This is a genomic window from Pannonibacter carbonis (genome assembly GCF_003012935.1).
GTDB classification, from domain to species: Bacteria; Pseudomonadota; Alphaproteobacteria; order Rhizobiales; family Stappiaceae; genus Pannonibacter; species Pannonibacter carbonis.
Map to the genome: position 1 here is coordinate 208,676 of NZ_PUDR01000009.1, position 12,267 is coordinate 220,942.

Genomic DNA, 12,267 nt, shown 5'->3' on the forward strand with positions numbered 1-12,267 from the left:
AATTTCCCCGGGGTCCGCCTATTTTCCCGGTAATGGGGGGGGGTGGCGGGCGGGGGGGGGGGCGGTCGCCCGCCCTGCGCGGCTGCGCGAGGCGGGCGACCGCGGAGGTCCTTACTTCATCGCCTGCAGGATCGAGACATAGTTGGCGACGGCCGCGCCGCCCATGTTGAAGATGCCGCCGATGGAAGCGTCCTTCACCTGGATGCCGCCGGCTTCGCCGGTCAGCTGCATGGCGGTCAGGACATGCATCGACACGCCGGTGGCGCCGATCGGATGGCCCTTGGCCTTCAGGCCGCCGGAGGGGTTGACCGGCAGCTTGCCGTCCATCTCGGTCCAGCCTTCCAGGATGGCGCGGGCGCCTTCGCCTTCCTTCACCAGACCCATGGCTTCGTACTCGATCAGCTCGGCGATGGTGAAGCAGTCATGCGTCTCGACGAAGGAGAGATCATCCAGCGACAGCCGGGCATTGGCCAGCGCCTTGCCCCAGGCGGTCTGGCAGCCTTCAAACTTCAGGATGTCGCGCTTCGACATCGGCAGGAAGTCCTGCACATGCGCCATGGCGCGGAAGGCAACGGCCTTCTTCAGCCCAAGCGCGGTGGCCGGATCGGTCAGCACCAGCGCCGCCGCCCCGTCGGAGACCAGCGAGCAGTCCGTGCGCTTCAGCGGGCCGGCGACGAAGGGGTTCTTGTCGCTTTCCTGACGGCAGAACTCGAAGCCGAAGTCCTTGCGCATCTGGGCGTAAGGGTTGTTGACGCCGTTCCGGTGGTTCTTGGCCGCAATCTTCGCCAGCGCGTCGGACTGGTCGCCGTGGCGCTGGAAATAGGCATCGGCGATCTTGCCGAACACGCCGGCAAAGCCCGCCGGGATGTCGCCCTCTTCCTTGAGATAGGAGGCTTTCAGGAGGTTCTGGCCGATTTCCGGTCCTGGCGTCGTCGTCATCTGCTCGACGCCGACCACGAGCACGAAACGGGCCGAGCCGGTGGCGATGGCGCGCACGCCCTGGTGCACGGCGGCCGAGCCGGTGGCGCAGGCGTTCTCGACGCGGGTGGCGGGCGTGAAGCGCAGCGCCGGATCAGCCTGCAGCACCAGCGAGGCGGTGAAGTCCTGCCGCGAGAAGCCGGCATTGAAATGGCCGAGATAGATCTCGCCCACGTCTTGCGGTTCGATGCCGGCGTCGATGATGGCATCCGTCGCTGCCTTGACGATCATGCTCTCGACAGTCTCTTCGGCATGCTTGCCGAAGGGCAGATGCGCCCAACCCACGATGGCTGCGGTCATGTTCCGGTTCCTTGTTCTCGGCTGCCTCTGCCGTTCGTGGCAGGTCACAGCCATGTTCCTCCGACCTTGCGGGATCGTTTCAGCACGGCCCGGCAGCGGCAAGCCCCAAATTGACTTTAACGTAACATAAGGCGGCGCATGGGGGTGTTTCCAGCCATCGAGGCATCCTCTCTTTGGTTGATATTGCGCTGCGGCATATTTTCTCGCGATGCGAGAGTTCAGGTCATACAGCTGTCACCTGACGCTGCGATAAGGGCGTCGTTGCGGAACAGGTTTTTGTTGTTTCGGTCATTGCAGAAAGTTTCCGAGCCGGGTGGTCTTCCGCCCGGCTCTTTTGCTTTCGGACGGCGAGGCGTGAAGCATCTTCCGCCAGCGCCGGATTTTGACTAACAGGGAGGGATACGGCTTTCGCCTTCCGCGATCGCTGACAGACCAGACCGGACACCCGACGAATGCCCGCGCGACTGCCTCTCTCCGTCTTCATCATCGCCCGCGACGAGGCTGACCGCATTGCGGACACCATTCGCTCTGTGAAGGACTGGGTGGATGAGGTGATTGTCATCGACAGCGGGTCGGTCGATGCGACTGTCGCGGTTGCCGAAGCTGAAGGCGCACGGGTGGTGTTCAACGCCTGGCCCGGCTACGGCCCGCAGAAGCGCTTCGGCGAGGACCAGTGCCGCAATGACTGGCTGTTCAATCTGGATGCTGACGAAGTGGTGACGTCCGGGCTTGCGGAGGAGATCCAGGCTTTGATGGGCGCGGGCGGCCATCTGGGGGCCGATGGCTGGCGGGTGATGATCCGTGATGTCTATGCCCACGAGGACGAACCGGCATCCTGGGCGTATGGATATCACCAGATCCGCCTCTATGACCGGCGCAAGGGCAGGTTCTCGGCGTCCACCGTGCATGACACGGTGCGCCCGGAGCCCGGTGCGCGGTTGGCGGATCTCAAGGGCGTTGTCGCGCACCACTCGATCCGCTCGCTGACATTTCAGGTCGAGAAGTACAATCGCTACTCGACGATGCAGGTCAACGACATGCGCGCCCGCAGCCGGTCATTGCCGCGCTGGCGCCTCGTCACCGAGTTTCCCTTTGCCTTCCTGAAGGCCTATGTGGCGCGCAAATACGTGCGGTATGGCTGGTGGGGGCTGATCCTTTCGGTCAACTACGCCCACGCGCGCTTCCTGCGCGTGGCCAAGGCCTATGAGGCCGATCTGGTCGACAGGCACAAGCCGGACCGCTGAGGCGCGCCGTTAGGCGGGCACCGCTTCCGCCTTCTGCTCGATGCGGCGGACCCGGATCGGCTGGCGCAGACCGGACAGGCGATCGAACTGCCAGAGCCGCTTGATCGTCGTTTCGGTCAGCTGGTGTCCGCGCGACAGTACGAGTTCGTGCGAGCCGTCGGTCAGAATGTCATCGACGAGCACATCCCCCGGATGTAGCACCCTGATATGGCAGGACACGATCTGGACCGACTGCGACTTGTCGATTTCTTCTGCAAGCAGTGTCTCGCGCACAATACCAAGCAGTTTTGGATCATATTGCTTGCGGTTGATGTTGAGCGCTTCGAAAGCCGCCAGGTCCAGACCGCTGTCCGGGCTGGCGTACCAGAGATCGGTTAGAAGCTTCAGGATCCGCGAGTTCAGCGGAATGTCCTTGCCGATGGGACCGTCTGACGGAAAGCCGGAGCCGTCATAGCCGCGGTTGGCATAGTAGAGGACCTCGGCAATTCGTTCGAACTGGGGAATGTTGCGTAGCAAATCACGGGTCTGCTCCGGTGCACGCGACAGCATTTCACGCTGCTGGTCTGTCAGCGACTTGGCGGAGCGATAGCGCGAAAGGATGTCCTTGGGAAGCAGTGCCTCGCCGAGGGGCGAGAACATCATCGCCATCTCGAGTTCCCAGGTCTTCTTGATCCCCAGGGCCTTCGCCACCTTCATCGCCCACTGGCGCATCACGGTCGTCTTGCGGAATGCGTCGCCATGAAACAGCGAGAGCATTTCGATCAGGATTTTCACAGAGCCGGCAAGGGTCTTTTCAAGCAGAGCCCGTTCCTTGATGACGCGAGTATGATGCGTGAGGCCATTGCGTATGGCTGCTTCCATCTCCTCGATTGCACAAGGCTTGTTCAGATACATAAGGACACTGGCATCGTTCACGGCGCGCTTGGCAACCTCGATTGTCCTGTCATTGGTCAGGAGGATGCGCGACGCAGCTGGAACTGTCTCGATCAGCCCCTTCAGGAACTCGATGCCATCTACCCCCGGCAGATGGAGGGACGCGATCACGACCGCGACTTGCGGATTGCTGTCCAGGAAGATTGAGGCTTCCAGTGCGCTTGCAGAGGTGGCGATCTTATATTTTTGTCCAAGCAGCTGCTGGAAGCTTGCCGTTACCTTGGCATCGCCGTCCACAACGAGGATCTGGTTTGACACATCCTGCATCTTCGATGCTCCTTTCGTGCCACCCTCTTGCCAAGAGGCCAGATTAAAGTTACGTACTCTGGCGTTCTATTTCGGCAAACTAGTAATCTGACGTAGGATAAAAAGAGGCTACAATTGCTAATAAATGATTTTTTCGTTTTCATTTTCAGCAGTAAGCTTTCCTGAGTATTGGTTTGTTCGCTAAAAATTTAATTCCTGGTCGAATGTGCGGCCTTCTCGCTTGTTCCACTAAGACCTCGGAGTTGCGTCGCTTCCTGCGAAAGGGCACAACAGCACCTTCTCGTGATCAGGAAGCCATCAATGCCCCAAGACGCCATGCTGTCGGCTGCCGCCGCTGAACCCGTCGATGCTCTCATCATCGGCGCCGGACCGGCTGGCCTCATCGCAGCAGATCATCTGTCGGCGGCTGGTCATGCCGTGACCATTGTCGACCGGATGCCGTCGCCGGCACGCAAGTTCCTGCTGGCCGGGCGGGGCGGGCTCAATCTCACCCATTCCGAGCCGATTGATGCGTTCATGACGCGCTATGGGTTAGCCGCTGCACATCTGGAGCCGGCAATCCGCGCCTTTGATCCCGAGGCGTTGCAGGCCTATGCGGCCGGGCTTGGGCAGGAAACTTTCATCGGCAGCAGCGGCCGCGTGTTTCCCAAGGCGATGAAGGCCTCGCCGATGCTGCGTGCGCTGTTGGCGCGACTGGGCGCGCGCGGCGTGCGCCTGGTGTCCCGCGCCGCCTGGGCCGGCTTCGCGGCGCCCGGGGCATCGCGGTTTCATCATCCGGACGGCGGCGAAACCGTCATAGCTGCCCGTGTCACGTTGCTGGCGCTGGGCGGTGCCAGCTGGCCCCGGCTGGGTGGAACCGGCGACTGGCTGGCGCCTCTTGCTGCCGAGGGCGTCGAGACCCAACCCTTGCGTCCGTCAAACTGTGGTTTCGTCGTGCCCTGGTCGGCCATGTTTGCCGATAAGTTTGCCGGAACACCGCTGAAGCGGATTGCTGTCCGCCATGGCACGATGAGCCTGCGCGGCGAAGCGATGCTCAGCCGGACGGGCATCGAGGGCGGAGCGATCTATGCCCTGTCATCGGCCTTGCGGGACACGCTGGAACGGGACGGGTCGGCGACCCTTTATATCGATCTGCGCCCGGACGTGGATACAACGACACTGGCTGCAAAGCTGGACCGGCCACAGGGCAAGCAATCGCGCTCGACTTTTCTGCGCAAGGCGCTCGGGCTTGCGCCGGTGGAAATTGCGCTGCTGCGCGAATGCGCAGCTGACGCCGTCAGCCCGGCTGATATTGCAGCCCGGATCAAGGCGCTTCCGATCACGGCCACGGCGACAGCCGGAATGGAACGGGCGATTTCCAGCGCGGGCGGCGTTGACTGGTCGGCGCTTGGCGCAGACTTTTCACTGACCGCTCGTCCGGACGTGTTCGTGGCCGGCGAGATGATTGACTGGGAGGCCCCGACCGGCGGCTATTTGCTGCAGGCCTGCTTTGCCACGGGGCTGGCCGCCGCGCGCGGCATGGACGCCCGGCTCAAGTCGGGAGAGGCCGAGGCATGACCGTTCTCTACATCGACGCAGACGCCTGTCCGGTGAAGGAAGAAGCCGCAAGGGTCGGCGTGCGGCATGGCCTGCGCATTGTCTTTGTCTCCAATTCCTGGATGCGGCTGCCGGATGAGCCCGGCGTCGAACGCGTGATCGTTCCCGGCGGCCTCGATCAGGCTGATGACTGGATCGCTGAAGCTGTTGTGCCGGGCGATGTGGTGGTGACCAGCGACGTTCCGCTGGCCGCACGCTGCGTCAAGGCTGGCGCGGATGTGCTCGGTTCGACAGGCAGGCCGTTTCACGATGTCGGCATGGCGTTGGCCATGCGCGATCTGAAGACGCAATTGCGCGAGGCCGGCGAGATCCGCGAGAGCGGCCCTGCCTTCTCCAAGCTCGACCGCTCGCGCTTCCTGCAGGCTCTCGAAAGCATGATCCGAAACGCGAAGCGCAAGTCGGCAGGATAACTCTGAGACACACAGGTCCGTCACAGCTGAAGGCCCCGCCGGTGAGGGCGAGGCCTTTCGGTGGCGGTTCGGCCGCCTGGGCTGTGGTTCGGAACTTTAAAACCGGTCCCGGTTGCTGAAAAGACGCATTGAAACGCTTGCTGAAAATGTCTGCTTGAAAGGGTTTGCGCCCGTTACTGGCAGAAGACGTGGCGGCCGCTGTGGGTGCGGAAGTAACCGGTGCGCGGATCGAACGAGCGATAACGCGAGCTGCAGTAACGGTACCATTCCGGGGTCCACGGAGCCGGGCGGTAGTAGACCGGCGCCGGAGCGACGTAGCCGGGAGCCGGGGCCATGTACATCGGTGCCGGAGCAGCATAGGACGGGGCGGCGAGCGCGGAGCCGATCACGGCCCCGGCAATCAGGCCGCCGGCAACGGCGGCGCCCGTGCCCCAGCCATGATGGCGGCGATGGCCAGCTTCGGCGGATCCTGCAGCAACGACCAGGAGGCCGGCTGTGAGGGTCAGGGCGGCGGCTGTCTTCATCATAGTATTCGACATGATGCTGTTCCTTCTGCTTGACTGTTCATCCGACTGGTCTTGCGAGGAGAGGCCTTCGCCTGTGTTTTCGTTTCCTCGTTTCGATGTGACCTAAGGTAACAGTTTCCCGAATTGCAGATGTGACTCCTGTCACGATCTGACGGCTTTTGCAGAAGGTGGGTGAATTGCAAAAATGTCCCCGCCAGAAGCCCAGCGGGGTGCCAGGCTGTCGGCCGTTGTCATGGCGGCGGTGAACTTGTTCCGTGTCGCCCCGGGCGCAGCGAAGCGAAGACCCGGGGTCTACTCATTCGCAGAGCGACCGTCGTGTCCGATGATTTGGAAGCTGCTCGCAAAAGAGCCGGCATATCGAATGGAAGCAGAGGCTCTGCAAGCGAGTAGGCCCCGGCTCGCGCTTCGCTTGGCCGGGGTGACGCCGAGGGGATCGTCAGCAAAAGGAAACCCCGCCAGAAATCCGGCGGGGTTGATATTTTAAAGTCTTTCGGCGATCTACGCCGGTCTCAGATCATGCCGCGGCGCTTCAGCTCGGCATGGGTGTCGTCGAGGGTCTTCTTGGCCGTGGCCACCAGCAGATCTGCCTCGTCATGGGAGAGCACCAGCGGCGGAGAGATGATCATGCTGTCGCGAACAGCGCGCATGATCAGGCCGTTGCCGAAGGAAATGTCGCGGCACAGGGTGCCGACGGTTCCGGTATCGGGGAAGGCCTTCTTGCGGTTGCCTTTTTCCGGGACCAGCTCGAGCGCGCCAATGAGCCCGGTCATGCGTGCCTCACCCACCAGCGGATGCTCGCCGAGTGCGCGCCAGCGCGCCTGCAGATAGGGCCCGATATCGTCCGCCACGCGCTGAACCAGCTTTTCGCGCTGGATGATCTCCAGATTGGCGAGCGCTGCGGCGGCGCAGGCCGGATGACCCGAATAGGTATAGCCGTGATAGAATTCGCCGCCCTTGTCGATGACGCCGGCCGCAACCTTGTCCGAGACCAGCACGCCGCCCATCGGCAGGTAGCCGGAGGTCAGGCCCTTGGCGATGGCCATCAGGTCCGGCTCGATGCCGAAGAAATCGGAGCCGAACCAGGTGCCGAGACGGCCGAAGCCGCAGATCACCTCATCAGCCACGAACAGGATGTCGCGCTCCTTGAGGATGCGCGACACTTCCGGCCAGTAGGTCTCTGGCGGAATGATCACCCCGCCGGCGCCCTGGATCGGCTCTGCAATGAATGCGGCGATCTTGTCCTCGCCATACTGGTCGATGGCCTTTTCCAGTTCCCGTGCGGCCCAGATGCCAAACTCGGCCGGGCTCATGTCGCCGCCTTCGCCGAACCAGTAGGGCTGCGGAATGTGGCGTACACCCGGAACCGGCAAATCGCCCTGCTCGTGCATCGCCTTCATGCCGCCAAGACTGGTGCCGGCCAGCGTCGAGCCGTGATAGCCGTTCCAGCGACCAATGATGATTTTCTTTTCCGGCTTGCCCATCTGGTCCCAGTAAAAGCGGACCATGCGGAAGATCGTGTCATTGGCCTCGGAGCCGGACGAGCAGAAGAACGTCCGGTTGAACTGCGGCGGAGAAATCTCCGCGAGCTTTTCCGCCAGTGCAATCACCGGCGGATGCGAGGTCTTGAAGAAGGTGTTGTAGTAGGACAGCTCGCCCATCTGCCGGTGAACCGCATCCGCGATTTCCTCGCGGCCATGGCCGACCTGCGCGCACCAGAGCCCGGCCATGCCGTCGAGAATGCGGTTGCCGTCGGAATCCGTCAGCCACACGCCCTTGGCAGATGTAATGATCCGGCTGCCTTCCGCGTTCAGCGCTTTTGTGTCGGTGAACGGGTGGAAGTGATGCGCCGCGTCCAGCGCGCGCAGCTGCGCGGTCGGATAGCGATTGGAAACAGCCGTCATGATGGGCTCCAGGTCAGGGGTTGGGGCGCGGGAGCATGTCCCGCGCCGATTTGTCAGACGTTGAGCAGCAGGTATTCCCGTTCCCAGGGGCTGATCACCGACATGAAAGTCTCGAATTCTTCCTGCTTGATCGCGCGGTAGGTGGCGAAGAACTTTTCGCCAAAGACGTCAATCAACTCCTCGCATTCCTCGAACAGGGCGAGGGCTTCCATCAGGCCGCGGGGCAGCGACTGCTGGATGTTGCTGGCATCCGACATGCGCGGCTCGTCCGGCTGCAGCTTGTTCTCGATGCCGAGATAGCCGCAGGCCAGCGAGGCGGCGATGGCCAGATACGGATTCGCATCCGAACCCGGGACACGATTTTCCAGGCGCCGGGCATTCGGCTTCGAATAGGGCACGCGCAAGCCGACAGTGCGGTTGTCATAGCCCCAGAACACATTCACCGGCGCCGCCGTGCTGCGCGAGAAGCGACGGTAGGAGTTCACGAAAGGCGCCATGATGCAGGTGACATGCGGCAGGTATTTCTGATGTCCGGCGATGAAGGACAGGAACTCGGATGTCGCGTCACCATCCTTGTTCGAGAAGATGTTCTCGCCGGTCTCGATGTCGGTCACCGACTGGTGAATATGCATGGCCGAGCCCGGCTGGTTCGACATCGGCTTGGCCATGAAGGTGGCATACATGTCATGGCGCAGCGCGGCCTCGCGGATGGTGCGCTTGAACAGGAATACCTGGTCGGCCAGTTCCAGCGGATGGCCATGGCGCAGGTTGATCTCCATCTGCGCCGCGCCTTCCTCATGGATCAGCGTATCGATCTCGAGGCCCTGCTTTTCCGACAGGTCGTAGATGTCGTCGATGAGGTCGTCGAACTCGTTCAGGGCCGAGATCGAATAGGACTGGCGGCCGGCTTCCGGGCGTCCGGACCGGCCCGTTGGCGGTTCCAGCGGATAGTCCGGATCCGTGTTCGGCCGTACCAGGTAAAACTCGATTTCCGGCGCCACCACTGGCATCCAGCCCTTTTCCTCGTAGAGTGCCAGGACGCGCTTCAGGACGTTGCGCGGCGCGGTTTCCACCGGAATGCCGTCACGGGTGTAGGCATCATGGATCAGCTGCGCCGTCGGATCGGTCTCCCACGGCACGGTGGTCAGGGTCGAGTAGTCGGGACGGAAATAGAGGTCACCGTCGATCGGATTGTGCTGGAAGCGTTCGTCATCCTCCGGATAGTCGCCGGAAATGGTCTGGGCGAAGATGGACGAGGGCATCGTCATGACCGGACCGGACAGGAACTTCTGCGTCGGCATCATCTTGCCGCGTGCCACGCCGGAAAGGTCCGGGACGATGCACTCGATGTCCTCGATCCCGCGTTCGGAAAGCCACATCTGCGCGGTTTCCATATCCGCCACCCCGCGCAGGCTGGTCAGGGTCGGGACTTTCTTCTTCTTGCTCACGGGTAGGCTCCTGAAAAGGCGTGTTCCGGTCCGCAGGCTCCTTGTCAGGGGCCACATCGGAAGCTGCCGCATCTTGCGCCGGTCGGCCGCGCCGTCAAGGCGCGCTGCCACCGGAACTGTGCAAGGGCTGCCGCCTGCCGGTCGGTCCGAAGCGTTCCTTCAGGTTGATTTTGTGATCACAAATCAGGGTTCGTCAATCCCCTTCTGCGCCGAAGGTTGCTTCCGGGGGTGTTCCGGTTGCGGCATGGGGCCAGGAGAGACCCGTTCGAGGAAGCTCATGCCTTCGCGGATGTCGGCACGGATCGCGTCGGCGAAGGCCTGTTCGTCCCGCGCACGGATGGCCCGGATGGCTTCCTTGTGGTGATCGATCAGGATCGCGGTGCCCACCCGGCCATAGACCGTGCGCATGTAGGGCGAGAACTGCAGCCACAGGCTTTCGACCAGAGGCTGCAACACGAGTGAGCGCGCTGCTGAATAGATCCGGAAGTGAAAGGCATGGTTGAGACGCAGATACGCTTCCGGGTCACCTGTGGCGATACTGACGTCCATCTTCAGGTCAATCTCTTCCAAGTCGCGCGCGGCTGCCTTGTCGAGAAAAGGCAAGGCACGGACGGCCAGTTCCGGCTCCAGCAACACGCGAGCGGTCAGGATCTCAGCGAACCGACCTTCCGTCATCTCAGGCACCTGAACCCGGCCGCTTGGCTTGAGATAGAGCGCGTTCTCGGCCGCAAGTCGCTGGATCGCCTCGCGAACAGGCATCGGGCTGACGCCAAGCTCCTGCGCCAGGCCGCGCAGCGTGACGGCTTTTCCAGGGATGAAACGGCCAGTGAGAAGGGCGGTCCTGAGGCTCTGCTCCACATGGTCGCGGGCGAGGCGCCGCGCGGGAACTGTAGCCCCGGTGGAAGAGGCAGGGGCATGGCCAGGGTCTGGGCCAGGGTCTGGTGCAGGGTCTGGGGGCTGGCTAGCGGCAGCGGACATGGGGCGAGGTCCTGAGGTTTCGGTCGGTGGTGTGGGCGCCGGGGCTATGGTGCGAAACGGCTGATCTGCCAGATCGCGGCGCAGCATCGAACTGTGATCCGCTTCCTTGACAGTCATTCCCAGACGTGATCACATTTTGGACGGTTTCGCAATTATCGAAAGCGCCGCAGCAACACCGGTCCCGTCGGGAACGGTCCGTGCAGCGGGCAGCCCTAAGGAGAGCCGACATGCAAACAGTCCCCCGCCAGACCTGGGTTCGCCCGGCCGACGAGGGCTGGGAAGAGGTGCTGGAAAGCTTCCTCGCCGAACATCCGGACATTGATACGTTCGAAGTCATCCTGCCCGATACAAACGGTGTGCTGCGCGGCAAATGGTTGCCCGGCAATGCCATCCGCAAGGTTTTCGAGGAAGGCGTCGCGCTGCCTTTCGCCCTTTTTGGCCTTGATGTCTGGGGTCGGGAGGTCGAGGAGACCGGTCTGCACATCGAGACCGGTGACATGGACGGCGTCTGCTGGCCGATTGCCCGGACACTCAAGATCGTGCCCTGGACCGAGCGCAAGACCGCGCAGGTGCTGATGCACATGTATGACCGCGCCGGCAGCCCCTTCCTGATCGATCCGCGCCACGTTCTCGCCCGCATGACCGGCAAGCTGGCCGAGCACGGACTTTCGGGCACGTCGGCCTTCGAGATGGAGTTCTATCTCTTCGAGGAGAGCGAGGGCGACTGGAGCGGTCCGCCCAAGCCGGTGTTCTCGACGCATCTGGGGCCCGCGCGCCAGAACATGTATGCCCTGTCGGATCTGGAATCGCTGATGCCGCTGGTCGACGAGATCCGCGCCGGCGCGGAACTGCAAGGCATTCTCGCAGATGCCGCCGTCTCGGAAGCGGCTCCCGGCCAGTTTGAACTGAACCTGCATCATCGCAACGATCCGCTGATGGCCGCTGACGATGCTGTCCTGCTGCGGCGGCTCGTGGCTGGCGTGGCGCGCAAGCACAAGCTGAAGGCGTCCTTCATGGCCAAGCCCTTCGCGGAATGGCCCGGAAGCGGCATGCATGTGCACGTGTCCATGGAAGATGAGACCGGCAACATCTTCGCCGATCCGGTTCATGGCGAGACGCGGCTGATGCATGCGATTGCTGGCCTGATCGACACGATGCCGCAGTCACTGCTGCTTTACATCTGTTCCTTCAACGGGTTTCGCCGCATGCAGCCGGGCTCCTATGCCCCGACATCGATCTGCTGGGGCTATGACAACCGCTCCGTTGCCTTGCGGGTCCCGGCGAGCAAGCCGTCTGCCTCCCGCATCGAGCACCGGATCGCCGGCGCTGACGCCAATCCGTATCTGGTGTTGACCGGCGTGCTCGCGGGCATGCTCGAGGGGATCAAGGTCAAGGCCGAACCGCCGCCGCCGGTGGAAGGCAACGCCTATGAGAAGGGCTTCAAGCGTCTGACGCCGTGGATGGATGAGGCGATCGATGCCTTTGTCGCTTCCGAGCGGATGAAGGAGGCTGTCGGGGCGCACATGCACAAGGTCCTGACGGATATCAAACGCGAGGAACTCAACGCATTTGGCCGCGAAATCTCGTCGCTGGAACGTCAGACATATCTGTAAGGAGCCGGAATGAACAAGGGGCGGGCCGAGCATGCCTGAAAAAACATCATGGCCCCTCCAACCAACTGTTGA

The 12,267-nt window shown here is 62.6% G+C and carries 10 protein-coding genes; 4 read left to right on the forward strand and 6 right to left on the reverse strand.

Going from position 1 to position 12,267, the window contains the following annotated elements; translation table 11 throughout:
• Positions 1–111: 111 nt before the first annotated feature.
• The gene (locus C8348_RS14320) at positions 112–1,278 is read right to left on the reverse strand and encodes an acetyl-CoA acetyltransferase (protein ID WP_106754020.1); all 1,167 of its coding nucleotides are present in this window, start codon (positions 1,276–1,278) and stop codon (positions 112–114) included.
• A 452-nt stretch (positions 1,279–1,730) separates the two neighbouring features.
• Between C8348_RS14320 and C8348_RS14325 the strand changes: the two genes are divergently transcribed.
• Positions 1,731–2,522 (forward strand): glycosyltransferase family 2 protein, encoded by a 792-nt coding sequence (locus tag C8348_RS14325; protein ID WP_106754021.1) that lies wholly within the window; start codon positions 1,731–1,733, stop codon positions 2,520–2,522.
• 9 nt (positions 2,523–2,531) lie between these two features.
• On the opposite strand, the gene C8348_RS14330 is transcribed toward C8348_RS14325, so the two are convergent.
• Positions 2,532–3,722 carry an HD domain-containing phosphohydrolase gene (locus tag C8348_RS14330; RefSeq protein ID WP_106754022.1) on the reverse strand — a complete coding sequence of 397 codons (1,191 nt, stop codon included), beginning with the start codon at positions 3,720–3,722 and terminating at the stop codon, positions 2,532–2,534.
• A 300-nt stretch (positions 3,723–4,022) separates the two neighbouring features.
• On the opposite strand from C8348_RS14330, the gene C8348_RS14335 reads away from it, so the two are divergent.
• Together C8348_RS14335 and C8348_RS14340 are read left to right on the forward strand one after the other, a co-directional pair.
• Entirely contained in the window at positions 4,023–5,279 is a 1,257-nt protein-coding gene (locus C8348_RS14335) for a BaiN/RdsA family NAD(P)/FAD-dependent oxidoreductase (RefSeq protein WP_244294015.1), read from the forward strand.
• Complete coding sequence (locus tag C8348_RS14340) at positions 5,276–5,728, forward strand: YaiI/YqxD family protein (protein ID WP_106754023.1); 453 nt, start codon at positions 5,276–5,278, stop codon at positions 5,726–5,728. Before C8348_RS14335 ends, C8348_RS14340 begins: the two co-directional genes overlap by 4 nt.
• A gap of 173 nt (positions 5,729–5,901) precedes the next feature.
• On the opposite strand, the gene C8348_RS14345 is transcribed toward C8348_RS14340, so the two are convergent.
• The 4 genes from C8348_RS14345 to C8348_RS14360 all read right to left on the reverse strand — a co-directional run bounded on the left by C8348_RS14345 (position 5,902) and on the right by C8348_RS14360 (position 10,582).
• Positions 5,902–6,267: a BA14K family protein gene (locus C8348_RS14345; protein ID WP_106754024.1), complete on the reverse strand. Its 366-nt coding sequence runs from the start codon at positions 6,265–6,267 to the stop codon at positions 5,902–5,904.
• A 497-nt stretch (positions 6,268–6,764) separates the two neighbouring features.
• On the reverse strand, positions 6,765–8,156 hold the full coding sequence (locus C8348_RS14350) for an aspartate aminotransferase family protein (RefSeq protein ID WP_106754025.1): 1,392 nt from the start codon (positions 8,154–8,156) through the stop codon (positions 6,765–6,767).
• A 53-nt stretch (positions 8,157–8,209) separates the two neighbouring features.
• A complete protein-coding gene (locus C8348_RS14355; RefSeq protein WP_106754070.1) occupies positions 8,210–9,661 on the reverse strand; it encodes a glutamine synthetase family protein in 1,452 nt (483 codons plus the stop codon).
• Positions 9,662–9,787: 126 nt separating this feature from the next.
• Positions 9,788–10,582, reverse strand: coding sequence for a GntR family transcriptional regulator (locus C8348_RS14360; protein WP_106754026.1), 795 nt, complete (start codon positions 10,580–10,582; stop codon positions 9,788–9,790).
• 227 nt (positions 10,583–10,809) lie between these two features.
• Here C8348_RS14360 and C8348_RS14365 point away from each other — a divergent pair, with 227 nt between their 5' ends.
• Positions 10,810–12,195 (forward strand): glutamine synthetase family protein, encoded by a 1,386-nt coding sequence (locus C8348_RS14365; protein WP_106754027.1) that lies wholly within the window; start codon positions 10,810–10,812, stop codon positions 12,193–12,195.
• Positions 12,196–12,267 lie beyond the last annotated feature (72 nt).

Coding starts and splice junctions, on each gene's coding strand:
- C8348_RS14320 (WP_106754020.1), bottom strand. CDS start 1,278: ATGACCGCAGCCATCGTGGGTTGGGCGCATCTGCCCTTCGGCAAGCAT.
- C8348_RS14325 (WP_106754021.1), top strand. CDS start 1,731: ATGCCCGCGCGACTGCCTCTCTCCGTCTTCATCATCGCCCGCGACGAG.
- C8348_RS14330 (WP_106754022.1), bottom strand. CDS start 3,722: ATGCAGGATGTGTCAAACCAGATCCTCGTTGTGGACGGCGATGCCAAG.
- C8348_RS14335 (WP_244294015.1), top strand. CDS start 4,023: ATGCCCCAAGACGCCATGCTGTCGGCTGCCGCCGCTGAACCCGTCGAT.
- C8348_RS14340 (WP_106754023.1), top strand. CDS start 5,276: ATGACCGTTCTCTACATCGACGCAGACGCCTGTCCGGTGAAGGAAGAA.
- C8348_RS14345 (WP_106754024.1), bottom strand. CDS start 6,267: ATGTCGAATACTATGATGAAGACAGCCGCCGCCCTGACCCTCACAGCC.
- C8348_RS14350 (WP_106754025.1), bottom strand. CDS start 8,156: ATGACGGCTGTTTCCAATCGCTATCCGACCGCGCAGCTGCGCGCGCTG.
- C8348_RS14355 (WP_106754070.1), bottom strand. CDS start 9,661: ATGTGGCCCCTGACAAGGAGCCTGCGGACCGGAACACGCCTTTTCAGG.
- C8348_RS14360 (WP_106754026.1), bottom strand. CDS start 10,582: ATGTCCGCTGCCGCTAGCCAGCCCCCAGACCCTGCACCAGACCCTGGC.
- C8348_RS14365 (WP_106754027.1), top strand. CDS start 10,810: ATGCAAACAGTCCCCCGCCAGACCTGGGTTCGCCCGGCCGACGAGGGC.